Raw genomic sequence first — 22,664 nt, 5'->3', positions numbered from 1 at the left:
ACTAAATATTAAAATTATTCAGCGAACAATTTGAAATCCCGAAGAAATATATCCCCGGGATTCTTCATTCATTATTTTGCTGTAGTTACATTGCTATCTCCGCTTACAATCTCTTTTTTCTCTTTATAATAAATGCCATATTCCTCTTTCACAAATAACATTGCTATACCACCGATTACAGCAGCACTCGCAATAGCCGCAAAATTATATTGAGGTAAGAAATGCATAGAAAGTAGTACACCTACAAAAGTTGGTGCTACAACGCCTCCAAGACGCCCAAACCCCATTGTGCTTCCTACTGCTGTTGAACGCATATTGCTAGGATAGTATTGAGAAACAAATGCATTGGACATATTTTGTAATCCAACTGAAGAAGCACCGATTACTGAAATTAACAAAAATCCAACAAACATGTTATTCGCAAATCCAATTAGGGATAACGCAATCGCTCCACAGAAAAATAATGGGACAAGCACCTTTTTGAATCCAACTTTATCCACGATTGGACCGAATATGAGTGTACCAACGATAGCGCCAATTTGCATGACAGCTGTAAATGAAAGACTTGATTTCAGATCGTACCCTGACTGCATCATAAGTCTTGGTAACCAAGTATTCATAGAGTAAATGAGTACGAAAGCACTAAAACATGAAATCCAAAACATAATTGTACTTACTGCACGCTTTTCCTCGAACAACTTAACAACAGGAGAACCAGCTTCTTTCGTTGGTCGTTTTATAAATTCTATTGCCGTATCTTCACTTAATTTTGGATTTACTTTCGCTATTACTTTTTTAACTTCTTCTATTTTTCCTTTCCCTAGAAGAAAACCAACAGACTCTGGAATACTTCTCATTAAAAATGGAAGAAACAATAACGGAATTCCTGCTAACCAAAAAACAGGTTTCCATCCTGCTGTCATTAAAAGTGATCGACTTGTAAGTGCCGCTACCATTGCCCCAACTGAATATCCGCAAAAAATAAAAGATACAATAGCAGTTCGAACTCGTTTCGGCGAAAATTCAGTTGCTATAGCAATTACATTCGGCATAACTCCGCCCAACCCAATACCAGCGATGACACGAAAGATCGTAAATGTAACAGGATCGTTCGCAAAACCAGATAGAAATGTAAATAGACTAAATAAGATTGTAGTTAGCAGTATAATATTTTTACGACCAATTTTATCAGCTAATAAACCGAAGAAAATAGCACCAATTGCCGTTCCTATAACTGTATAACTACCAATTGCCCCTGCTGTAACATCCGATATCCCCCACTCTTTAATGAGCGACGGTACTGCTGCTCCATAAATAACAACATCATATCCATCAAATGCAATTACGATAAATAGCCAAAATATTAACCAAAGGTGCATGGAATGAATACGACTCTCATCTATCACATTCATTGGGTTAATCGATTTCATCTTAATAACCTCCTTAAATGGGGATTTTTCTTTTCTCGGCCTCCAAAACTAGTAAACGCTTTCAATTATCCCTTTCTAATTTTCTAAAAACTTTTCTGAATTTTCCGTATTTAAATTGTAATCATTACTTTTAAAAATTGTTATCCGCTATTTATAGGAAAAAGTAAAGTAATATTCCTATAATTAGCGGACTTCGCTTCATAGGATTTGAATTTCCGTCTATCGAACTTCTGTAATGAAAGTAGCGAATCAAAATCAAATTATAGAGAATTGGGGTTGATACATTGAAAAGGTTTATTTCTATTTTCATTAGTCTCACTATGCTTTTTATGTTAGTAGGATTTGAACAGGCGAAAAAAGACACTACAAAACTAGCAGACACCATTTTTATTAACGGAAATGTCTATACGGTAGAAGCAAAGCAACCTTGGGCAGAAGCAGTTGCGATTAAAAACGGGAAAATTATTTATGTGGGTAATACGAAAGGTGCAAAAAAATACAAGAATAAGAATACAAAGATCATTGATTTAAATGGAAAAATGTTACTTCCAGGATTTGTTGATAGCCACCTTCACGCTTCCGAAACTGTAAACTCTCTTTATTCTGTTGACTTAGTAAACGCTAGAACAGTTGATGAATATGTTCAGGCAGTTGAACAGTATAGGAAAGAACATAGTGATTTAAAAGTTATTCATGGGGCTGGTTGGAGCAATACCCTCTTCTCATCATCTGGTCCGACAAAAGATTTATTAGATACTGTTGTGAAAGACATTCCTGTCGCTTTAATTTCCGAGGATTACCATTCAGTTTGGGCAAATTCGAAAGCGCTTGAGATAGCCGAAATTACAAAAGATACTCCAAATCCTAACGGTGGAGTAATTGAACGAAATGAAAACGGTGAACCGTCCGGTACGCTTCGTGATACCGCAACAAATCTTGTACTAGACAAATTACCAAAGTACAATACGGAACAGTATAAAGAAGGTTTAAAAAATTTCCAACAACTCGCAGCGAGTAATGGATATACACAAGTAAATGATGTCATTGTTCCTCAGCAAGATACTGTCATTGAAGCACTAACAATGCTCGAGAAAGAACGAGCATTATCTATTAGACATAATCTTGCGTTAACGATACAACCAAATGAAGGTCTAGAGCGTATTCCATATGTAAAGGAACAGCGCGCAAAATTACAAGGCCCACTTGTAAAAATGAATACGGTCAAGTTATTTATGGATGGTGTACTTGAAGGCGGAACTGCCTACTTACATGAGCCGTATAACAATAAACCAAACTATTACGGCGTTCCTGTTTGGGAGAAACCAGCATTCGAGCAAATGGTTCAAACATTAGACAAAGAGAAATTCCAAGTTCATATCCACTCTATCGGTGATGCTGCCACTACAGAAACATTAAATACATTAGCTATCGCCCAAAAACAAAACGGAAAAAGAGATAGTCGGCATAAGATTACACATCTACAATTAGTAAAAGAAAATGATATAAATCGTTTTAAAGATTTAGGCGTCATTGGTGTTCCGCAGCCAACGTGGTTTCTTAAAGACGGCGAATACTTTGCACAAGCTGTCGAATTATTAGGAGAAGAGCGTGCAAATGAACAATATCCTATGAGAAGTTTCATAAATAAAGGTGTTGTTATGGCTTCTTCTAGTGATTATCCCATTACACAAGGACCCTACTTCTCTCCTCTAGCTGGTATTCAAATGGGGATCACTCGTACAAGTTTACAAGATACAAATTCACAACACGCTTTAAATCCAAAAGAAAAAGTAAGTTTAGCAGAAATGATTAAGAGTTATACAATAAATGGAGCCTACGCCAATTTTTTAGAGAAAGAAACTGGATCTATTAAAGTCGGCAAAAAAGCAGACCTCGTTGTATTAGACAAAAACTTATTTAAAATTCAAAAACATGATATTCATAAAACGAAAATTTTATTGACGTTATTAGAAGGAAAAGAAACATTTCGTCATACAGAGTTTCGTTAATTTCAACATAAAAAAGAGGTGCATGAATCACCTCTTTTTTATGTATCGGAACAATTATAATTCAACTCTACTTGTTCCTATTGTTTCTTCCAGTTTTCTCATTATTTTTGCTATCGCTTCAATTGAATTTTCGGTTTCATATTCTCCAACATTTAAAGAATGATTTGCGTTTTTAACAACATCAATCGTTAAATTTGTTTTATATAACTGATCCATTTGATTTGCATTATAATGGTGGTCGTTATCCCCAATTACTAAAAGCCCTTCGTGACTACTATGTAAAATAGAATCAAAAATAGATTCAAAAGTTAGTAAAGGTGTCAGTACTATCATTTTTGACTGTAAAAACTCTTCTCTCTTCATTACATCATTTGCAATCGGAATTGTTCCAAGTGATTTCCCTAAAAACATAGAATTGCTATAGCGTCCATTTTTCAACACTTCATTCATTACAGGATTAATATCATCCATCATTACTTTCGTTACTTCTTCTATTGGTTTATTCATTAATTGTCCATCATAGGAATAATGAATATGTACTACATCTATTTCATGTTCAAGCATTAACATCGTTGCATAATAGAATAACGGCTTATCATAATTTTATCCTGAACCTGAAAACATAAAGCAAACCCTACTAGAACCTTTTTCGATATGTGTGTAATGAATTACTTTGTCATTTATATGCATCTCTTTTTTAGTCCCCTTCACCCTTTTCCCCTCCGAATACGTTTATTTTTGCAAAACAATATGTTCTGTATGAACTGCTATATCCTTTACTTTTTCTTTTATAAACGCAGGCTGTAAATTATATACCTCTAACTCTTCTACCGGCACCCACTTAAACAAATACGATCTACCCTCTTCTTCCAAAATATATTGATCCGCTCCATTTGCAGGTAACTCATGTAGCTCTACTTCATAATAAAAACTAATCTCATGAAACTTTCGCTCAGAAAGTATAAAGAAATTTTCTACTGACCATATTAATCTCTTCACTTTAATAGGTACGTCTAGTTCTTCTGCCAGCTCCCGTTTTAACGCATCTTCACTATTTTCTAGCATTTTCACTCGTCCGCCCGGTACGTACCAAAAATCTTCACCGTCCCCTTGCAAAATAAGGATTTTATTATCATGTTTACAAATTGCTCCGACACGGTAATTAAAACATGTTTCCTCTACTTTAAACGTAAGATCCATCTGTAATGCCCCCTTATATATTAAATATCGAATTATTAAAAAACGATTATGTATGTACAAATAAGATTACTAAATTCGCTCGCTTCATTCAATCATTTTCGAATTTTCCGAACTCTTACTTTTCATCATTACAAGTGTATATACATATGTTACAATCACATTGCACACTAGAAAAGCAGTATGGGGGTACGAATGGAAACGTTATTAATCCAGCAAACTGAGAAATCAAATAAGTTTTGGAAAATCGTTGTGAAAGAAAAAGACTATGTTGTGCTTTACGGAAAAATCGGCACAGCTGGTAGTGTAAAAGCGAAAGAGTTTGAAACAGAAGAAGAATGTATGAAAGAAGCTAACAAATTAGTTGCTTCCAAACGTAAAAAAGGATATACAGACCCGTTTCCTGGGGAAGATTACATAAAAGAGAAAACAATAACAGAAGAAGAATTTTGGGAACTACTTGATCGTGCCAAAACGAAAGGCGAAGATCAAGAAGAACAAATAGAATGGCTTACTTCTCACCTCACTAAACGTACAGTACATGAAATTGTAGCTTTTGATACACATATGCATCGTATTTTGAAAGATTCCTATACTTCTCGCTTATGGGCAGCAGCCTATATTATTTTAGGCGGTTGTTCGGATGATTGTTTTGATTATTTCCGTGGATGGTTATTATATCAAGGAAAAGAAACTTACGAAGCGTGTATTGAAGATCCAGAACGGTTAATACCTGTATTAGAAGATTTGAGTGAGTATGACGTACCAAACGTTGAAGAACTTTCTTTATACTTCGGTTATACTGTATATGCAGAAAAAACCGGGGATGAGGATGATACTTACTTTACACTTTATCACGTACTAACTAATGAAAGAACTTATAATGCCGACATTGAATTCGATTGGGATGAAGATGACGAAGAAGGATTGAAAAAAATGTTTCCTAAGCTATGGGAAATGTACGGGGAAGAACCGATTGAATGGTAGATGAATATTAGGACTCTGTTTAGCAAATAGACAGAGTCCTTTTTCATTGGATTCTTATTTAAACTCTCTTTATTTCATGCCACTTTTCTAACAGCACCTTTTCTCTTTCCTTTGAAATACCTGCTTTTAATTCCCTATTTTCCATTTCCTTCATCCACCCATACACGTCTGTAACTGTATCTTCTAAACTTCTAAAAGTAAGCCCTTCTTTAACGGCACTCTCGACACTAATAGAAAATCCACCTTTCCACGGCTTCGTTTCACCTTCTAATGGGAAAGTTTCGGGAATCCACAAAGGCATTTCTGTCCAAGGCTGCACATTATGTTCACTCATAAACGATTCGTCTACCCAAACAAATTCAGCATCGCTATTCGTAACCTTTTTACACGTATTTAATAGCTCTTCCATCGTCAATTTATCATTCGGACCTGTTATATTGAATGTACCTGCTTTATTATTTTCTGCCATGTTGAGTCCAAAGCACGCGACATCTTTTATATCAACCATCTGCACTGGACGGTCTTTTCTTCCTGGAACTAACACTTTACCTCCTTTTGCTACACGCTGAATCCAGTATGTTAGTCGATCTGTATAATCAAACATTCCTGAAAGAAGTCCTGCTCTTACATGTAAAACACGCCCCGGCCAATACTTCTCTGCTTCTTTTTCACATAATACTTTCAGCGCACCATAATGCTCATAAGGAGAAACTTCACCATTCTCTACAGCCTTTATTTGCTCTTCCGTCGGTTCATGTTGTAATATATAGTCTTCTTTTATGTCATGTGGAATCCAGTCTTTATATACGGAAAGACTTGAGATGAATATATAATGCTTTATATGATTTTTTAATACTTCTCCAACATTCCGAATATGATGCGGAGAAAAGCCACACGTGTCTATGACAACATCCCACTTTCGATTCTCTAAGCTTAATACATTACCATTTCTGTCACCGATTAAATGTTCCACTTCAGGGAAAATCTCTTTGTTTGTTCCACGATTAAATACTGTAACCTCGTGCCCCCTGTTCAAAACTTCTTCTACAAATGCTCTTCCTAAAAATCGTGTACCGCCTAGTATTAGAATTTTCATGGTTCTCCCCCATTCGTGATAAAAAATCTATTCTTTTGTTTAACGATTTTTTGTTGTGAAAAGTTACGGGGGATAATTTAATTTTTTCTACAAGTTCAATATATGCAATTTCGACACTTTTTCTATCTTAAAAACAATAATATGGAAATATTCATTCTGTCGATTTCCATTTCATATATAATTAAAATATCGGATATTCGATTAACCACTTATACATACTTAGGCAGGTGAAAAATATTAATAAACACATAATTTATCATTCAACATTATGTATTTATTTTCTTACATCACTTGTATATATCATCTTGCTGAACATAGAAAATGGTCGTAATTATTTGGGGTTTACAATGGTTGTTCCGCTTTTAGCGGTTATTTCATATCAAACATTATATAAGAAACAAAAAATAGTTCATACATTTGGAATTTCACGCCCAAAAATAAAAACACTAATTTTCTCCATATTATTTCCACTACTTCTAGGGCTATGTCTCCATTTTTATTTTTATATTTATGATATAAAGTTCTTATATCATCATTGGAATGAATTAGGATTTCTCTTGTTCGTTGGTCTTACAATTGGATCTTTATCTGCATTATTAGAAGAGATTATATGGCGAGGGAATTTTCATTTCTATTTACGAAAAAAATATTCATTTATGCAAACAGCTATTATTATAGCTTTGCTTTGGTCTTCATGGCATTTACCAGTAGCTACCTTTTATAAAAATTATGAGTTTCAGTTTGTAGGAATATTAAGTTATCTCTCTTTATTATTTATATTGTCTTTAATTTTGACGTACACGAGAGAATATGGTGGTTCTGTAATATCACCCGCAATTTTACATGGTATGTTTAATGTATTTTATTTAACAGATGGAGTAGAAACAAAATGGGATATTAGCCTAATGGAATTAATTAAATTTATCTTGCTGGTAATTGTGTTTGGCATGATGTATCTAATACATCGAAAAGTTAAAAAATAGTTAAAAGTACCTAAACAAATTATAAAGTACTTCAACACCTATTCAATAATCGTATAGGTGTTGAAGTTTTATAATCTTAGTTGCACAACTTGGTTAATACAACACTTTTTTCTATCGTAGAGAACAAAACAAGTTTAACTAAACCTTTTATTCTTATTTTTATAAAAATAACCATATTAATCTTTTAAATAAGGAAGTATGCACTCTTTAATTAACTCCCATCTATCCTCTGCATTTCGTATAACCTCAGTAGCAATCACTACCACCAGTTCCTTCTCTGGTACGCAGCAAATCATATTCCCACCATCACCCATAGCACAGTATGAAAAGATTCCATCTTCTTCTCGTAACCACCATAAGTAACCATATTGATTTTGGTTCATTTCTGTCGATTCTTTTATCCATGATTTTGATAGTATTTGTTTTCCATTATGAATACCTTCATTCAAATACATCTGTCCAAACTTAGCCATATCCCTAACCGTTAACGTTAGTCCCCATCCGCCCGTCGAAATACCATTTGGATCGTGAACCCATCCTTTCACATCTTTTCCAAATAAGTCATCAAATCCAAATGCTTTCATTTTATAGTTTGGAATTTCTCTCATGCCGAGTGGCTGAAATAAGTATTCATTCGCAAATTCATGCGCATTTTTTCCTGTTGCGTTCGTTATAATCGCTGATAGTATATGAGCTCCTGCAGATGAATATTTAAAAGATCCAATTTCTCCGCCGTTTCCTATCCTATTTAACGTATACTGTATCCAATCTTGTTGTGTACATAGTTCTTCTAACGGTTCCTGCCAGTCTACGAATGGATGTGGAGCTGTCATCGTAAGAAGATGTCGTACTGTTATTTCAGATGAATTAACGTTATATTCCGGGAAAAATTCTATTACTCTTTGATCAACGCTTTTTATATACCCTTTATCTACACATAGTCCAATTAACGCAGAAGTAATCGTTTTTGTGACTGACGCTATATGAAATGCATCATCTGAACCGTGACCGTTATAATATTTTTCAAAAATAACATTACCTTTCCGCACTACTAACATACCATTCATATTTTCATATTCTTCTTGTATAATCTGATCTAACTTTTCAGCAGTTTTCATTATTCTTTCCCCTTTAACCTATGATTAAAAAGGTTCGATAGGTACATATATATCAACTATATGTTTATCTTCGGGATGCTGCTTTGGATCATTTCTATATACTTCAAAAGGATATGAGTCCCTCGGCTTATATCCGCTATTTGGAAGCCACTCACCGTATAAGAAATCCCATGCTCCTTTATATTCATCCTGGAATATTTCAAAATGCCCTACTGCATACTTTCCAGAAGGTATTACCATTATTCCAATATCACTCGTTTTTACTGCGGACGCATCCGGAATTGTTATACATAAACTTGTTCTTAAATGATAGTCCTCAGTAAATTCATGATGATCGTGGTAAATGGTTAATACTTTCGTATCCTCAAATACATGATAGTTTTGCTTAGCTGCGTAATAAAATAATTTCTCTATCATTTCTGGAAAAGCTATAGTTAACTCCTCATATGTACCAATATGTCTTATGTATGCGACGTTTATATCATCCGCTGTTACAATTTCAACATTACCTCGAACCTTCTTACATTCATTGTATTGAGAAGCTCTGCTTACGTCTTTGCAATTCTTGCTATTGTCGTTTCGATATTGAGATGGACTTACGCCGTAATAATTTTTAAATGTTCGGGAGAAAACAGCTGAATCTGTGAAACCGAAGTGATACGCAATATGTGTAATCGTCATGTCTGTGCGATATGTAAGTAGATGTGTTGCCCTTTCTAACTTCAAGCGATTCACATACCGAGATAACGGCTCGTCTACTATTCCTTTAAAAATTCTATGAAAATGAAACTTTGAAAATCCTGCTACATCGGCTAGCTCTTCAATTGAAAGTGAATCATTTATATGCGATTCTATATAATCTTGCACTTTATAAATGCGTCGTAAATATTCATTTCTACTTTGTTTACTCTCCATACTTCTAACCCCTCACAACAAAAAGGCTAACTTTATGCTAGCCTACTGTTACACATGTTTCAAAAACAAAACTCTACTCCCGCCGTTCCCATCATAATTTGTATGTACCGATACACCCTCTATCTCATCATCCCCAGCCTCAATTCGAAAACCAATCTCCTTATGAAACTGTATCGATTTTTTATTAACTGGTGATGTGATTGCTTTTACAACTTTACGGTTATTTGCACGAGCAACATCAAAGAAATAAGAATACAATGTCGATGCGATTCCTCTTCTTCTATACTTAGGATTTACACCGATAAAATGAACGTATGCTTCATCTTTATGCGTTTGGGAAAAGAATCCGCATAAAAAACCTAACGTTTCTCCCTCTTCTTCAATGATAAAACTCGTTTCTTGAAAGTGAACGAAGAACAATTTTGGCAACATGTCCGCCATGTCTCTCCCGCCCCACCAATTATTTAAAACAGAATGAATCTTTACATAATCTTCCCCTTGTATGTTTCTTACTCGCATGTATTTCTCCCTCTCACTCACTTCATTTTTTCATAAATTTTAATGACTGTTTCTACTAATAGGATGAATACCCAAATACCGCAAAATACAAGTACAGACTGGAATATGGATCCAATAATAAAAATAACACCAACTGCACCTGATCCTGAAATTGATACTTCCCCAAATCCTGGGTCATATATAAGAGATCCAGCAGAAAAAGCCATTAAAATAGATCCTATTAAATAAATCACACTCATTATTTTTAATATCTTTATAGAAAGATAAGAAGTTTGTTTTTCTTCCACTTGTGATAATTCGATTTCTCCACTCGCAATTCCTTTTTGCAAACAGTCTTCACATAAAAATTCTTCCTTAATTTTTTTACCACCGTGTAACGTACCTGTTATCTCTTTACACCTTGAACATTTTCGATTTATCATTTTGATATCACTCCAATCTCATAAGATTATACTTATATAATTCTGCACTTACCTTAATATTCCTTTTATGTATTTTATAGAGAAATGAGGTGTTTTATGATGTCTAAACTTACTTTTGGTTATAAAAAGCCTACTGAACAATATGTATTAAGACCTAGTTGTTATGCGATTATTTTTAATTCCTCTTCAAAGATTGCTGCTATCCAAAAAGGAAACCATTATTTTTTACCTGGTGGCGGTATGGAAGGTAATGAAACAAAAGAAGAATGTATACATCGTGAATTACTAGAGGAATTAGGATGGGCAATTGAAATTGAACAGTATATCGGTAATGCAATGCGATATTTTTATGCTAAAAAGGAAGATACATATTATTTAAATGATGGGTTCTTCTACATTGCGAACATGGTGCAGAAACAAACTGAAAACTGTGAGGAGGATCATGTTCTAAGGTGGATGTCTCCTTTACATGCTGTAGAGCTTCTCATTCACGATCATCAAAAATGGGCGGTTGAACAAGCGCTTTTATTACGAAATAAAAAATGATCTCCTTCTATATGAAAGAGATCGTTTTTACTGTTAACTTACTTTTTTCAAATTGAGAGCTGGCTTTTTGATTCCGCCTTTTTTTACAACATATAAACCGATAAAGATAATAAGACCGCCAACGAGCTGCATCGTATTAATTTGCTCTCCAATTGTTACTGCTGCAAAAATAACTGCGAACAATGGCACAAGATACATATAAACCATTACTTTCGTTGAGCCTATTTGACTAATACCGACATACCACATTGCTAACCCAAAGATGGTCGCAAAGACAATTGAATATGCAAGAGATCCCCAGCTTGGCGTATCTACTGGCCACGTTAATGTATTTACGTTAAATAAACAGTATATAACGAGAGGTACAATTCCAATTAACGTAGACCATGATGTGACTCTCATTGCAGAGTATTTTGTAATAAGAGGTTGTGCTAAAATTGGATACCATCCCCAAGCAATTGCTGCGACTAATCCAATTATATTTCCGAGCCACGCATACTCGTAAGTAGCTCCTCCTGTATGCCCTGTTAATAAAACGAATGCTGCACCAATAAACGCTACTATTGAACCAATTTGAACTTTCATCGAAAAACGTTCTTGTTTGTGTAATACTGCTAATATCCCTGTAAAAATAGGTGACATCGCAATTAATAATGAGGCGTTCGTTGCTGAAGTATATTTCACAGATAGCATAAACATCGTTTGATACATTGCCGTACCAACGATACCGACTGCTATTAATCGTAACCAATCTTTTCTTTCAATACGTAATGAGCGTTCCATCATAAATGTAATAAGTAATAATACCGGAGATGCTACTAAAAATCGTAAACTATTAAATTGAATGGATGACATATATGCCACGCCATACTTTCCAATTGTATAATTTGCTCCCCATACTAATGCTACTGATACTAGGAGCCACTCCATTTGCCATCGTTTCATCCGAATCTCCCCTTCCCTATTTAGCATAGTAAAATTGGCTGGATATAACACCGTCCAATTGGCTGTTTTTTTACCCAGCCAATTTGTTATACTGAATGTATATAAGAGATACGGAGGCGTTTGTATGGAATGGAAGCTAGATAACGATAGTAAAATCCCTATTTATCAGCAAGTTGTTGACTTTATTGAAAAACGTATTACATTCGGAGAACTTCCTCCAGGTAGCTTCCTCCCTTCCGAACGGAAATTAGCTACGCAATTAAATGTAAACCGAAGTACAGTAACAACTGCTTATAATGAACTTCGTGCTATGGGAATTGTAGAAAGTACGACTGGTAAAGGTACACGTGTAAGTACACATATGTGGGGCGTTTCTCCAACATTAACTCCGAATTGGAGAAATTTCGTAGAAGGTGGTACTTTTTTACCAAACTTACCGTTACTTCGCCATATTCGGGCAGAAGTACAACAAAATGAAAATATTATAGATTTTGCAAACGGAGAGCTCGGTTGTAATCTCTATCCTCACGAGCAACTACAAACGATTTTACGAGAACAACCGTTAACGCATTCATTAAGTTATGATCATCCGCAAGGCTATCTCCCGCTAAGACAAGCGGTCGTAAAATATATGAAAGAATATTTAAAAGTTGAAGCGACTGAACAATCCATTATGATTACATCTGGCGCACAGCAAGCACTTCACCTTATCGTTCAATGTTTATTAAATCCCGGTGATGCTGTCGCTTTCGAAAGTCCATCGCACTGTTATTCCTTACCGTTATTCCAATCAGCAGGTATTCGTATTTTCCCATTACCTGTCGATGAACACGGTATTAATCCAGACGATGTACAAGAGTTATATAGAAAACATCGTATTAAAATGATTTTTTTAAATCCAAATTTCCAAAATCCTACGGGAACAATGCTTCATCCAAACCGTAGAAAAAAATTGTTATCACTTTGCGCAGACTTACGAATTGCGATTGTGGAAGATGATCCGTCCAGTCTACTTACGCTAGAAAAGAAACAACCTTGCCCTACTTTAAAATCAATAGATGAAAATGGGACAGTCATTTATGTACATTCCTTATCAAAAATGATTGCACCAGGCTTACGAGTTGGCTGGCTTGTCGCTCCGCAGTCTGTAGTAGAAAGGTTATCCGACGCAAGGCACCAAATGGAATTAGGAATGAGCATTTTCCCACAGTGGCTTATGCAACAATTTTTCGAAACTGTACCATTTCAGTCTCATATCGTACCGTTACGAAAACAATTAGCAGAAAAAAGAGACGTTATCGTTCGCGCCTTAAATGAGCAACTTCACGACAAAATCTCTTTTTCAAACCCGACCGGCGGTATATACATATGGGGAAAACTAAAAGAACCGATAAACGAAAAACAACTTATTATGCAAAGTTTAAAACAAGAAATCGCATTTATGCCAGGTAGTATTTTCGGTGCGAAAGATGGTTATATTCGTTTATCTTATGGAAAAGTGAATATTGATCAAATTGAGGAAGGTATTTCTCGTTTGCGTGAGGCTATTTTGGTTTGTGGAAAATAACTTTAAATAAAGCTTTCTCGTTTGACAAAAGAAAAATCTACCATTATTATCAACACGAGCCTAGTTATAGGAGTGATAAAAATGAAAATTTACGTTGATGCAGATGCTTGTCCTGTAAAAGATGTGATTATTTCCGAAGCTACGAACGTAGAAATCCCTGTTACCCTCGTTACTAGCTTTTCTCATTATTCTAATGCAGAACAGCCAACAGGCGTAGAAACAATTTATGTTGATTCTGGAGCAGATGCTGCAGATTACCGGATTATGCAGTTAGCAAAAAAAGAAGATTTAATCGTAACACAAGATTACGGTCTTGCTTCGCTTGCTTTAGCAAAAGGGTGTATCGTTCTACACCATAAAGGGTATAAGTATACGAATGAAAACATTGAACAATTGTTACAAACTCGGTATTTAAGTGCAATGGTTCGAAAAAGCGGTAAGCGTACAAAGGGACCAAAACCATTTACAGCAGAAGATAAAGAGAAATTTAGAGCGCTCTTTAAAAGTATGATTGCACTTTAGAAATGAATCTTCTATTTGTAGGGAAAGCTTTATAAAAAAGAAGAGAATATCGGAATGAACATTCTCTTCTTGGGGTTTACCCTTTTAAAATGAAGGTAAATTATCTAAGTTATTTTCTTTTATGCCATCCGGTTCACTACGTATAATATCTCTACCATACTTATGAAATACGTCCACATGAGCTAACTTCCCTGATTTTGCTTCACTAAGAGCAGTCATATAATCTAACTCTCTCCCGCTACTTGTTTTAAACGCTATTAAATCCCCGTCATCATTTTTACGAACGGCAACTATTTGTTCTGCCCCTGAATTGCCTTCATGGTCTACTTCAAATTGAGCTTGTTCTTCTCCTTGATGTAAGTAATCATTATAAACTTTTTCAAAGTCTTTGTTGTCCATAAAACTCACCTCCAGCACATTTCATTAGTATGGTTGGGAGGTGTTGGTTTTATGTACCTTTTTATTACCGTAACAAGTCTTTACTACTCCAAATAAAGAATACTGGTCATTTTTTGTAGCCTAATACAAATCTATTTATAGTTCCTTACCTTCTTAATTTAAGCTAAATTTAAGTGTTAATATTTTCCTGACAACTTTATAATTGATTATGTCGAAACGAAATTTGAAATGGAGAATGGCTAAGATGAATATAGATATTAATCGTTTAACTGATATTTGTTTAGAGTATCAGCAATCTAGATTTTATGTTACTAGAATCCCTAAAGATTTCTTATCAATTGCCCAAAAACGTTTTTCTATACCAACGGATGATCAAATTATTGCTTTTTTAAGTTGTAATTTATTTGGATCAGGCAAGTATGGTGTTTACTTTACGAGTTCGGGTTTATACTGGAAAAATTGGTTATTAGGTAAAGGAAATTTGAAATGGGATCAATTAATTGAAGTGCAACAAATTGAAATTGATAAAGATGGTTTCTTATCTTTTGATGCACAAAAAAGCTTTAATATTAGCGGGAGTGATTATCCACCACTGTTATTTAAAGAATTACTTATAGCTCTTACAAATTCATTCCAAAATTCTAAACAACATGATATACATCCAGTTATAAAAATTAATGAGATAAAATCAATTTGCTCATTATTTGAAACATACAATGAATTATTAGAACCTGATAACGGATTATTTGTAGACACTCATATTTCAGACAAAAAATTAAAATCAATTGAGGCACGATTTATCGTTTCAAAAGAAGAACAAATCATCGCTTTTTTAGATACATCTGTCCTTGGGAATATGGGGAAAGGATCTGATGGAGTATTAATTTGTGAATCAGGTTTATATTTTAGAGAAACCTTTGTACACTTATATTTCCCATGGCATGTCTTTAAAAATATCCCTATTACTTTAACTTCAGATGAATTTGAAATTGGAAAAAGAAATATTTTTCATCTTCAACATGCTAGAATGGCTAGTCAAGATATTTTATTGTTCATCAAGAATTTAAAACAGTATATGAATAGTTTATATGAAGAAAATCCACAATTACATATTTAATACATTTCTTATTACATACAAGCACATGTATAGTTAAGTCGAAAATTTCAATTCAACTAAAAAACCGATTATTTTTGTAGAGAGCCTACATGTATAATCGGTTTTTACGCTTATTCTTTTCTTATATTTCTCTTTTTTAATACCTACGCAAATCCTTCAAAGTTTCCAATATATCATCTATAAAGGCTGTACTACCTTCTGTCTCTAAAACTCTGAAATAAAAACTTCTTAAGAAAGTTCTAATATTTTGTACTAAAATAGCATGCTGCGGATGTCGGATATCCTCAACAGTTGCTATACTATGTAGCCAGTTGCCCCACTCTTCTTCTGTTAAAAGATTTTGGTTACGTAACGACATAATTGGCGTTACTAATCTCTCATCCTCAAAGTGTATATATACGTAATCACTCAATCGAACCTTCTGACGAACAGCAGCTAGTATTGCATATGAAAACTCACGATTTTGTATTGTACGTGCTAACGCATCTAGTGCATCAGCCGCATGCGCCGTAGAGTGTGCCCAACCTTTTCCTTCTACGTAGCCTCTTACATCTTCTTCTAAATATACATATTCCAGTACTTGTTCTGCCACACTGTACAGTTGTTCTTCGGATAACAACGGTTCTCTTTCATGAACAGATAAAATAAGTGGCGGAATTAATACGGAGAATGCACGTTTAAAAACAGAGTCTGTGCCCTTTTCACCAATTTTATAAAATAAATAATCAGGACTAATTGCTTGTAACATTAATCCTCTTAACTCTTTTTGTCTAAACACATCATTTGTAATCCATGTATGAAGCGTACTATAAATTAAATCATCGCGTAATTCAGCATCAGGTGATCCGATATAATCTAGCATCCACTGTGCATACGGATATGCATCTACATCTTCTGGTACAGCATAATTATTATTTTTAATTTGTAGTAGTTCTTCTTTTAATTCTAGTACTTCATTCATTATATTTCCTGTCCCCTTTTTACTTTATTAACATATTTTCGCCTTATCCCCTGTAATTACCTATCCTTATATGAACTTGATTCAATTATATATAATTTATCCTGATAAATAAAAGGAAATACATTAGAACATCACAGTCTCTCACTTTGTTTACATGCATTTCATGTAAGTTTAAGTTATAAAATAAAGGATGTTTTTTCTTTTGTATTCACACATAGTTACAATCAAAAATTTAATCATTTTAGAACTTGTTTAATAAATTCTGTTTTAGCTTTTGTGTATGCTTCTCTATCTTGGTTAAATCTTTTAGCTAAATCTTGTTTAAGATTTGAATACTCATAAACTAATTGTGGATTTTCTCGTAAGCGGTTACGAAATAAAAGTTGTTGCTCCCATCGCTCAGTTCCTTTAACCATCAAATGCAAGTGAGCTACACGCCTATTATTATTAACTTTCACAAAGAACCTTCTCCAAGGTCTCTCATCTAATTCTGGGCTTACATAATGCCAATTATATATGGCCAATGTAGCTGAAATATCTAGTACTCTATCAAATGAGTCTATTTCAGCCATTAGATCAATGATAGGTTTTGCAGGTAAACCAGGTATGGATGTACTTCCTATATGTATTACTTTTCTTATACCTAGAGGAGCAAGCAGTTCATATAATTGCTGCTCTTCACATCGGCCTTTATCTTGCCAATCAGGATTTGCATTAACTATCTCTACTGACTCATTCGCCCATACAGGCCAATCGTTCGGATTATCTTTCTTATCCATCCAAAGCATCCCCTTTCACGATTTTTTCTATATAAACCGTATTAAATTCCTTTAAATACAACTACCGTATCATCAAAATCACTATTCCGAAATACACATCCGCACACTCTTTCAGATTATGCTAGTTCGTTTGCAAATGTTGTTTTTCCTGACGCTGTAATACCACTTACTCCAACTCTTGTTGGATGGGTTACGTTTAATTTTAAAATATGATCTACAATTTCTTTCATACGTTGTTTTCGGTTCATGATATTTCCTCCACACAACCAGTTTACATAATATTATTATGAGTGAGATTTTGTGTCACTATTTGTCGGTAAGTCGATATCCTTTGTCGAATCGTTGATATATCGAAAAAATCGTTGATATATTTTAAGTTACGATAGATATATTTGAAAAATCGTTGATATATTATGATTGGCTTACTTTCCCTTAAATCCTCGATATAAAGCAGTGCGTAACTCTTGTTTGTATTCTTCAATCTCTGGCATATTGAGTTCTTCTGCTAGCCTGATGGCCAATTCAATATCATACGGTACACGTACGAGTTGAATGGAAAAGCTCGCTGCTTCTTTTTTATCGTAAGTTCCTTCAAATATTAAATAGGACGCTTGTGTAATTTCAAGAGGATTTCCTACACTACCAGCATTACATAACGTTTTCCCTCTGAAATTTTGAACGAATGCTTGGTGAACGTCACCGTAGCAAACGACATCTGGTTTTCTTTCTCCTTCTATATTCTCTGTGAGCTCACTGTTTTCGAACATACTAATACGCTCTTCTCTTGAGGCATGTGGTTGTATTCTTTCATATAAACTTCTTGGTGAGGCGTGGAACATACGAATCAGTTTGCCGCTCATAAAAAATTCGATTGAAAATGGTAAGCTTCTTAAATAGTCATTTTGTTCTTCCGACAGTTGTTTTTGATGCCATTTTAACGCCTCAAATTCAGTCGGTTTTGTAATGAAATCATCCCAGTTCCCCATTACAACTCCTTCACATTCTTTACGAATGATTTCAATCACTTCGCTAGAATGAGGACCTTTCCCGACTAGATCTCCAAGACAAATGATGCGCTCGATTCCTCTTACTTTAATATCTTTCAGTACAGAATCTAATGCTGGAATATTACCGTGAATATCTGAAATTACCGCTATTTTATCCATATGAATCCCTCCATTACTTATTGTTTATTATATCCTCATGTTGTGATTGATACCATTTTGGAATATAGGATGAAAAATTGTTATGATCTTCGATAATTCGGTTTAATCTCTCTTTCATATCATTAACTAAATGTGGCGTACTTCGGTTTGTCCATACGATATCAGCTGGGAATGTCATTGCTGCATATAATGAGTACAGTTGCCAAAAATGAAGCGATGGTTCGCCTCCGCAATAACCTTGAACTTGTCCAACCGCAAATGGTTTGCTTATTCTTGTAGTAAAAATCGCTACGTTATAAAAATCGTGTATTGGATCGCCAAAATCATATCCACCAAAATCGATAACGATAAATTCCTTATTATGAATCATACTATTTGCTGGATGGAAGTCATCGTGTAAAAATGTGATTGGGCGATTTTTCAATAATTGTTTATGCTCCCCTACAAAACTTAATACTGGCTTCAAATCAAGGAAGTCTATTTCATAGTTTGCTAACGCTTCTACGTATCTTTCGTATTTATTCCATCGAACCGTTTCCCATTTATTACTTGCACTTTCTCTTTCAATTGAGTGGATTCTCTTTAATACTTCCCCTGCTTTTCTTCCTGCATAATACTGTTCTTCCACCGATAGCTTCCCTAAACCTTCTTCACCATTTACACCTTGGGCCCATTCAAATACTTGAACACATTTATTTAAATCCTCCAGCTTTATAAAATGAATTAACTGAGGCGTAGGAATATGTAATAACTCTAATTGTTTCATATACGTATATTCTTCTTGTTTACGTTCAAAATGAACAGCATCACATACTTTTACAAAATAAGTTTCTTCGTTCTTTAATTCAATTTTATATTTCTCTTCATGTGAAAAACCTTTTGAAATAGCTGTACACTTTACAATACGAGGCCATTCTAGTTTTCTCTCTATCTCTCTAAGTATTTCCTTCACAACGTTCACCTCTATCAATATATGTACAAACTACCTAACACTTCATGCTCTCGTTTATTTTCTCCTTTAAATTCCACTGCAAATGGATATTCGCCATGATTCTTTATGTATTCTTGCACTAGACCTTCTCCAACCGGTTCACAAAACTGTACTTGAATGTCACCAAACGATACACTTTGACACTCCGTATTCCATTCTTCATTTTTCACGACTGGGCTTGCAGCTAGCCCCATGACTGCTTTCCATTTCCGCACTGTTTCTCGAACATTTTTCACTGCGTAATGAATCGTTTCAATTTGTTGTACTTTGTTTTTATGTTCAGTGATCGTCCCAATGTTACGTAAATCGTTTCTTCTTTCTTCGTCTGTTTCATTCCACTGTATAAAGAAGGGGAATTTCGGTCCGTTTTCCTCTTGCTTTACAAATAACATTTTCCATTCTAAAAGGCGGCCATCTTTCCTCATACGTTTTCCTTCAAATGGTCCTATCGTATGTAAACCGTGCTTACTAAACTTAACTGCTAGCTCTTCAATGGCATCTGTTCGAATTGCGATTTGTAGCATCCCTTCTCCACCTTGTAATTTCACTACTGTTTCTTGTACTAATGGATTGTCTGCTTCTTTCGCTTTTTCTTCATGCTGAACTGCTAAAAACTCTATATACGATAAATCAAAATAACATAAACTATTCCAAGTACCCCAGTTCGTATGCTCTCCGCCTAGTGCAGTATGAAATCCACGCTCCTGCATTTGTTTTGCCGCTTCCTCCGGTGTACCATGTACTGCGTGTACGAGATGATCAAATCGTAACATGTCTTTCTCCCCTTTCTCTCCATCCTTTTATTGTATATTTTATTTTTCTTTCATTCAATTCAAAAAACTTTAAAACCCAGTTGATTTATACGATTAATATGTATTATAATAAAACAAATTTAATTATTGCTGATTGGAAAAACCAAAGGCACTTTTCTCATACGGGAAAAGTGCCTTTTTCATTTATTATTTACAGGGGGATTATTTATGCAGAAATTAATTGTCTTTGCCATTATTGGATTTTTCGCTCAATTGATTGATGGTGCGCTTGGAATGGCGTACGGGGTAACATCTACCTCACTATTATTAATGTTTGGTATCGCACCGGCTGTAGCTTCCGCATCTGTTCACTTAGCTGAAGTCGTTACAACCGCCGCTTCTGGTGCATCTCATATCAAATTTGGAAACGTTGATAAATATACCGTTTCCAGGCTTACATTGCCAGGAGCAGTTGGTGCATTTATTGGGGCATGTTTTTTAAGTAATTTACCTGGCGATGTCATTAAACCGTACATTTCCGTATTTTTATTTACTTTAGGGGTTTATATTTTATTACGATTCCTCATTCAAAAACAAATTGTCACTTCAAAGAAACGTATGTCTGCAAAACAACTTGTTCCGCTTGGCTTATTCGCTGGATTCGTTGATTCAACTGGTGGCGGTGGCTGGGGACCGATTACGACACCTGTACTTTTAGCAAGAGGAAATGAAGCTAGAAAAGTTATCGGATCTGTAGATACGAGTGAATTTCCTGTTTCACTTGCTGCAACAATTGGTTTCTTCATATCACTTGGCTGGGAACAAGTAAGTTGGGTTTGGGTATTTTCTCTCATGCTCGGTGGTATCGTTGCGGCACCAATCGCTGCATGGTTAGTACGCATCGTTCCTTCTCATTTACTTGGCGTATTAGTTGGTGGCCTTATTATCTTTACAAACATTCGTACATTGCTTACTACATTTAAAGTGGATCCAACGATTATTTCACTTTCTTACGTGGCAGTTGGTCTTGTCGTTATTATTTCTATTTTTATTGCTGTTCGTAATCATTCCAAACGTTCTAACGCATCGACAGCCGGATATCCGAATGATCAAAAACAAATGCTTCCATAACGATAAAAATACCGCCCGATATACTTCGAGCGGTATTTTTCATTTTTCTATTTTCCAATTAATCATCGTTTCTGTAGTGCCAGTTCTCTTCATATGTAATTTCTCTAATACACGAATCGATCCCTCATTTTCAAGAAGTGTCTCTGCAATAATTGTTTCTACCTCTCCTGTTTGAAAAGCCCAATTTATTAGTTCTCTTACAGCTTCTGTCGCATACCCTTTATTCCAATATTTCTCAATAAATCCGTAACCAATTTCTACTGTATGTTCCTCATTTGGTTTCCCTTTAAACCCAATATCACCTAGAACGATGTCATCTTCTTTGCGAATGACATACCACGCACCCCAAGGTAATACATTCTCATCTTTTTTTACATTTTCTACATGCCCTACAATATGTGGACCACTATTATATCCTTGCTCGTTAGCAACGTGAATACTCTCTTCTCTACACGGCACTATATAGAGCCTTTCTGTTTCTAATTTCATGTTGATTTCCCCTTTTCAATTAAACAATACCTCAATTTTATCAGAAATAAAAAGAATATTCATTCTACTTATCAGATTTATACTTATTCTTTGAAACGAATTTAAGGAATAATCCTCTTTTAATAGTTATGTCGAATTATATTTTCAGAATTTTCTTTTATTTTTAAAGGGTTTTCCAATATTTTTTGCGAAACATTTGTATAACAATTTCTTTCTTTATTTTTTGTTACATAACAGTAGGTTCGGGTGGAGTTTTGCAAGCGTTTCCTATACAATAACCGATATTTTTTGACTTTTCCTAACAAAATATCTTGCAATATATTCAGAAACTCATTACAATTGCCATATATTAAATATCTTAGCAATATATAAATCCTCATCAATCCGATGAGGTAGAGGTTGCGACTTTTAAGAGTAAAACGGACGAGACACAGAGAATGTCACTGACTCCGTTTGAAAGGAAAAGTTGCCGAAGTTTATATTTCTTCTCTGGAAATATGAGCTGGGGCTGTCTCCGAAAGGAACAGAACTGTCACGTTTACAAAATTACCGTGTAAACGTGGGGTGCTATCTTAACGGAAGGGTATGATGGGGTGGTTATTTGTGAAACGTTCCGCCTAATT

24 protein-coding genes, 1 pseudogene and 1 riboswitch are annotated in these 22,664 nt (G+C 34.8%); of the genes and pseudogenes, 8 read left to right on the top strand and 17 right to left on the bottom strand.

Features of this window, described 5'->3' with window-relative positions; translation table 11 throughout:
* Positions 1 to 71: 71 nt before the first annotated feature.
* Positions 72 to 1,430 (bottom strand): MFS transporter, encoded by a 1,359-nt coding sequence (locus tag JDS82_RS06090; protein WP_087984583.1) that lies wholly within the window; start codon positions 1,428 to 1,430, stop codon positions 72 to 74.
* Between the two features lie 320 nt (positions 1,431 to 1,750).
* Here JDS82_RS06090 and JDS82_RS06085 point away from each other — a divergent pair, with 320 nt between their 5' ends.
* The gene (locus tag JDS82_RS06085) at positions 1,751 to 3,439 is read left to right on the top strand and encodes an amidohydrolase (protein WP_179192148.1); all 1,689 of its coding nucleotides are present in this window, start codon (positions 1,751 to 1,753) and stop codon (positions 3,437 to 3,439) included.
* A gap of 54 nt (positions 3,440 to 3,493) precedes the next feature.
* Here JDS82_RS06085 and JDS82_RS06080 read toward each other — a convergent pair.
* Together JDS82_RS06080 and JDS82_RS06075 are read right to left on the bottom strand one after the other, a co-directional pair.
* Positions 3,494 to 4,129, bottom strand: a pseudogene (locus JDS82_RS06080) (alpha/beta hydrolase).
* A gap of 42 nt (positions 4,130 to 4,171) precedes the next feature.
* On the bottom strand, positions 4,172 to 4,639 hold the full coding sequence (locus JDS82_RS06075) for an NUDIX hydrolase (protein WP_000366235.1): 468 nt from the start codon (positions 4,637 to 4,639) through the stop codon (positions 4,172 to 4,174).
* A gap of 192 nt (positions 4,640 to 4,831) precedes the next feature.
* Between JDS82_RS06075 and JDS82_RS06070 the strand changes: the two genes are divergently transcribed.
* The gene (locus JDS82_RS06070) at positions 4,832 to 5,623 is read left to right on the top strand and encodes a DUF4240 domain-containing protein (protein ID WP_087984582.1); all 792 of its coding nucleotides are present in this window, start codon (positions 4,832 to 4,834) and stop codon (positions 5,621 to 5,623) included.
* Positions 5,624 to 5,681: 58 nt separating this feature from the next.
* Here JDS82_RS06070 and JDS82_RS06065 read toward each other — a convergent pair whose 3' ends face one another.
* On the bottom strand, positions 5,682 to 6,719 hold the full coding sequence (locus tag JDS82_RS06065; protein WP_087984581.1) for an SDR family oxidoreductase: 1,038 nt from the start codon (positions 6,717 to 6,719) through the stop codon (positions 5,682 to 5,684).
* 227 nt (positions 6,720 to 6,946) lie between these two features.
* On the opposite strand from JDS82_RS06065, the gene JDS82_RS06060 reads away from it, so the two are divergent.
* On the top strand, positions 6,947 to 7,702 hold the full coding sequence (locus JDS82_RS06060; protein WP_199712874.1) for a CPBP family glutamic-type intramembrane protease: 756 nt from the start codon (positions 6,947 to 6,949) through the stop codon (positions 7,700 to 7,702).
* A gap of 176 nt (positions 7,703 to 7,878) precedes the next feature.
* On the opposite strand, the gene JDS82_RS06055 is transcribed toward JDS82_RS06060, so the two are convergent.
* The 4 genes from JDS82_RS06055 to JDS82_RS06040 are packed head-to-tail and all read right to left on the bottom strand — an operon-like array spanning position 7,879 to position 10,676.
* A complete protein-coding gene (locus JDS82_RS06055; RefSeq protein WP_087984579.1) occupies positions 7,879 to 8,820 on the bottom strand; it encodes a serine hydrolase domain-containing protein in 942 nt (313 codons plus the stop codon).
* A gap of 24 nt (positions 8,821 to 8,844) precedes the next feature.
* Positions 8,845 to 9,735, bottom strand: coding sequence for an AraC family transcriptional regulator (locus tag JDS82_RS06050; RefSeq protein WP_064449302.1), 891 nt, complete (start codon positions 9,733 to 9,735; stop codon positions 8,845 to 8,847).
* A gap of 48 nt (positions 9,736 to 9,783) precedes the next feature.
* Positions 9,784 to 10,254 carry a GNAT family N-acetyltransferase gene (locus JDS82_RS06045; protein WP_061671903.1) on the bottom strand — a complete coding sequence of 157 codons (471 nt, stop codon included), beginning with the start codon at positions 10,252 to 10,254 and terminating at the stop codon, positions 9,784 to 9,786.
* Between the two features lie 17 nt (positions 10,255 to 10,271).
* Complete coding sequence (locus tag JDS82_RS06040; protein WP_061671904.1) at positions 10,272 to 10,676, bottom strand: DUF3980 domain-containing protein; 405 nt, start codon at positions 10,674 to 10,676, stop codon at positions 10,272 to 10,274.
* 96 nt (positions 10,677 to 10,772) lie between these two features.
* On the opposite strand from JDS82_RS06040, the gene JDS82_RS06035 reads away from it, so the two are divergent.
* Positions 10,773 to 11,222 (top strand): NUDIX hydrolase, encoded by a 450-nt coding sequence (locus JDS82_RS06035; RefSeq protein ID WP_064449304.1) that lies wholly within the window; start codon positions 10,773 to 10,775, stop codon positions 11,220 to 11,222.
* A 33-nt stretch (positions 11,223 to 11,255) separates the two neighbouring features.
* Here JDS82_RS06035 and JDS82_RS06030 read toward each other — a convergent pair whose 3' ends face one another.
* Positions 11,256 to 12,167 (bottom strand): DMT family transporter, encoded by a 912-nt coding sequence (locus JDS82_RS06030; protein ID WP_064449305.1) that lies wholly within the window; start codon positions 12,165 to 12,167, stop codon positions 11,256 to 11,258.
* A 124-nt stretch (positions 12,168 to 12,291) separates the two neighbouring features.
* On the opposite strand from JDS82_RS06030, the gene pdxR reads away from it, so the two are divergent.
* Positions 12,292 to 13,734 carry a MocR-like pyridoxine biosynthesis transcription factor PdxR gene (gene pdxR, locus JDS82_RS06025; protein WP_064449306.1) on the top strand — a complete coding sequence of 481 codons (1,443 nt, stop codon included), beginning with the start codon at positions 12,292 to 12,294 and terminating at the stop codon, positions 13,732 to 13,734.
* A gap of 81 nt (positions 13,735 to 13,815) precedes the next feature.
* A complete protein-coding gene (locus JDS82_RS06020; protein ID WP_000708783.1) occupies positions 13,816 to 14,256 on the top strand; it encodes a YaiI/YqxD family protein in 441 nt (146 codons plus the stop codon).
* A gap of 84 nt (positions 14,257 to 14,340) precedes the next feature.
* Here the strand turns inward: JDS82_RS06020 and JDS82_RS06015 are convergent, their stop codons facing one another.
* Entirely contained in the window at positions 14,341 to 14,655 is a 315-nt protein-coding gene (locus JDS82_RS06015) for a DUF3892 domain-containing protein (protein WP_061671908.1), read from the bottom strand.
* A gap of 244 nt (positions 14,656 to 14,899) precedes the next feature.
* Here JDS82_RS06015 and JDS82_RS06010 point away from each other — a divergent pair, with 244 nt between their 5' ends.
* Entirely contained in the window at positions 14,900 to 15,772 is an 873-nt protein-coding gene (locus JDS82_RS06010) for a hypothetical protein (RefSeq protein ID WP_087984578.1), read from the top strand.
* A gap of 136 nt (positions 15,773 to 15,908) precedes the next feature.
* Here the strand turns inward: JDS82_RS06010 and JDS82_RS06005 are convergent, their stop codons facing one another.
* From JDS82_RS06005 to JDS82_RS05985, 6 genes are all read right to left on the bottom strand, one after another.
* Positions 15,909 to 16,733: a DUF2785 domain-containing protein gene (locus JDS82_RS06005; protein WP_087984577.1), complete on the bottom strand. Its 825-nt coding sequence runs from the start codon at positions 16,731 to 16,733 to the stop codon at positions 15,909 to 15,911.
* A 236-nt stretch (positions 16,734 to 16,969) separates the two neighbouring features.
* A complete protein-coding gene (locus JDS82_RS06000) occupies positions 16,970 to 17,512 on the bottom strand; it encodes a GrpB family protein (RefSeq protein WP_087984576.1) in 543 nt (180 codons plus the stop codon).
* 116 nt (positions 17,513 to 17,628) lie between these two features.
* On the bottom strand, positions 17,629 to 17,760 hold the full coding sequence (locus JDS82_RS30030; RefSeq protein ID WP_087984575.1) for a uridine kinase: 132 nt from the start codon (positions 17,758 to 17,760) through the stop codon (positions 17,629 to 17,631).
* Between the two features lie 174 nt (positions 17,761 to 17,934).
* Positions 17,935 to 18,678, bottom strand: coding sequence for a metallophosphoesterase family protein (locus JDS82_RS05995; RefSeq protein ID WP_064449310.1), 744 nt, complete (start codon positions 18,676 to 18,678; stop codon positions 17,935 to 17,937).
* 13 nt (positions 18,679 to 18,691) lie between these two features.
* Complete coding sequence (locus JDS82_RS05990; RefSeq protein WP_064057535.1) at positions 18,692 to 19,630, bottom strand: aminoglycoside phosphotransferase family protein; 939 nt, start codon at positions 19,628 to 19,630, stop codon at positions 18,692 to 18,694.
* A 14-nt stretch (positions 19,631 to 19,644) separates the two neighbouring features.
* On the bottom strand, positions 19,645 to 20,442 hold the full coding sequence (locus JDS82_RS05985; protein WP_087984574.1) for a VOC family protein: 798 nt from the start codon (positions 20,440 to 20,442) through the stop codon (positions 19,645 to 19,647).
* Between the two features lie 207 nt (positions 20,443 to 20,649).
* Here JDS82_RS05985 and JDS82_RS05980 point away from each other — a divergent pair, with 207 nt between their 5' ends.
* Positions 20,650 to 21,552 carry a sulfite exporter TauE/SafE family protein gene (locus JDS82_RS05980; RefSeq protein WP_081257519.1) on the top strand — a complete coding sequence of 301 codons (903 nt, stop codon included), beginning with the start codon at positions 20,650 to 20,652 and terminating at the stop codon, positions 21,550 to 21,552.
* Positions 21,553 to 21,591: 39 nt separating this feature from the next.
* Here JDS82_RS05980 and JDS82_RS05975 read toward each other — a convergent pair whose 3' ends face one another.
* Positions 21,592 to 22,041 carry a GNAT family N-acetyltransferase gene (locus JDS82_RS05975; RefSeq protein ID WP_087984573.1) on the bottom strand — a complete coding sequence of 150 codons (450 nt, stop codon included), beginning with the start codon at positions 22,039 to 22,041 and terminating at the stop codon, positions 21,592 to 21,594.
* A gap of 385 nt (positions 22,042 to 22,426) precedes the next feature.
* A riboswitch (Lysine riboswitch) is annotated at positions 22,427 to 22,619 on the top strand.
* Positions 22,620 to 22,664: the final 45 nt, after the last annotated feature.

Origin of the sequence: Bacillus cereus group sp. N14, from assembly GCF_016483555.1 — a bacterium.
Taxonomy (GTDB): Bacteria; Bacillota; Bacilli; order Bacillales; family Bacillaceae_G; genus Bacillus_A; species Bacillus_A wiedmannii.
The sequence above is the reverse complement of the archived record's forward strand: the minus strand, read 5'-3'. Positions and strand labels throughout refer to the sequence as shown.

What these genes read in the sequence shown, in the direction of transcription:
- JDS82_RS06090 (WP_087984583.1), bottom strand. Translation starts at nt 1,430, where the DNA reads ATGAAATCGATTAACCCAATGAATGTGATAGATGAGAGTCGTATTCAT.
- JDS82_RS06085 (WP_179192148.1), top strand. Translation starts at nt 1,751, where the DNA reads ATGCTTTTTATGTTAGTAGGATTTGAACAGGCGAAAAAAGACACTACA.
- JDS82_RS06075 (WP_000366235.1), bottom strand. Translation starts at nt 4,639, where the DNA reads ATGGATCTTACGTTTAAAGTAGAGGAAACATGTTTTAATTACCGTGTC.
- JDS82_RS06070 (WP_087984582.1), top strand. Translation starts at nt 4,832, where the DNA reads ATGGAAACGTTATTAATCCAGCAAACTGAGAAATCAAATAAGTTTTGG.
- JDS82_RS06065 (WP_087984581.1), bottom strand. Translation starts at nt 6,719, where the DNA reads ATGAAAATTCTAATACTAGGCGGTACACGATTTTTAGGAAGAGCATTT.
- JDS82_RS06055 (WP_087984579.1), bottom strand. Translation starts at nt 8,820, where the DNA reads ATGAAAACTGCTGAAAAGTTAGATCAGATTATACAAGAAGAATATGAA.
- JDS82_RS06050 (WP_064449302.1), bottom strand. Translation starts at nt 9,735, where the DNA reads ATGGAGAGTAAACAAAGTAGAAATGAATATTTACGACGCATTTATAAA.
- JDS82_RS06045 (WP_061671903.1), bottom strand. Translation starts at nt 10,254, where the DNA reads ATGCGAGTAAGAAACATACAAGGGGAAGATTATGTAAAGATTCATTCT.
- JDS82_RS06040 (WP_061671904.1), bottom strand. Translation starts at nt 10,676, where the DNA reads ATGATAAATCGAAAATGTTCAAGGTGTAAAGAGATAACAGGTACGTTA.
- JDS82_RS06035 (WP_064449304.1), top strand. Translation starts at nt 10,773, where the DNA reads ATGATGTCTAAACTTACTTTTGGTTATAAAAAGCCTACTGAACAATAT.
- JDS82_RS06030 (WP_064449305.1), bottom strand. Translation starts at nt 12,167, where the DNA reads ATGAAACGATGGCAAATGGAGTGGCTCCTAGTATCAGTAGCATTAGTA.
- pdxR (WP_064449306.1), top strand. Translation starts at nt 12,292, where the DNA reads ATGGAATGGAAGCTAGATAACGATAGTAAAATCCCTATTTATCAGCAA.
- JDS82_RS06020 (WP_000708783.1), top strand. Translation starts at nt 13,816, where the DNA reads ATGAAAATTTACGTTGATGCAGATGCTTGTCCTGTAAAAGATGTGATT.
- JDS82_RS06015 (WP_061671908.1), bottom strand. Translation starts at nt 14,655, where the DNA reads ATGGACAACAAAGACTTTGAAAAAGTTTATAATGATTACTTACATCAA.
- JDS82_RS06010 (WP_087984578.1), top strand. Translation starts at nt 14,900, where the DNA reads ATGAATATAGATATTAATCGTTTAACTGATATTTGTTTAGAGTATCAG.
- JDS82_RS06005 (WP_087984577.1), bottom strand. Translation starts at nt 16,733, where the DNA reads ATGAATGAAGTACTAGAATTAAAAGAAGAACTACTACAAATTAAAAAT.
- JDS82_RS06000 (WP_087984576.1), bottom strand. Translation starts at nt 17,512, where the DNA reads ATGGATAAGAAAGATAATCCGAACGATTGGCCTGTATGGGCGAATGAG.
- JDS82_RS30030 (WP_087984575.1), bottom strand. Translation starts at nt 17,760, where the DNA reads ATGAACCGAAAACAACGTATGAAAGAAATTGTAGATCATATTTTAAAA.
- JDS82_RS05995 (WP_064449310.1), bottom strand. Translation starts at nt 18,678, where the DNA reads ATGGATAAAATAGCGGTAATTTCAGATATTCACGGTAATATTCCAGCA.
- JDS82_RS05985 (WP_087984574.1), bottom strand. Translation starts at nt 20,442, where the DNA reads ATGTTACGATTTGATCATCTCGTACACGCAGTACATGGTACACCGGAG.
- JDS82_RS05980 (WP_081257519.1), top strand. Translation starts at nt 20,650, where the DNA reads ATGCAGAAATTAATTGTCTTTGCCATTATTGGATTTTTCGCTCAATTG.
- JDS82_RS05975 (WP_087984573.1), bottom strand. Translation starts at nt 22,041, where the DNA reads ATGAAATTAGAAACAGAAAGGCTCTATATAGTGCCGTGTAGAGAAGAG.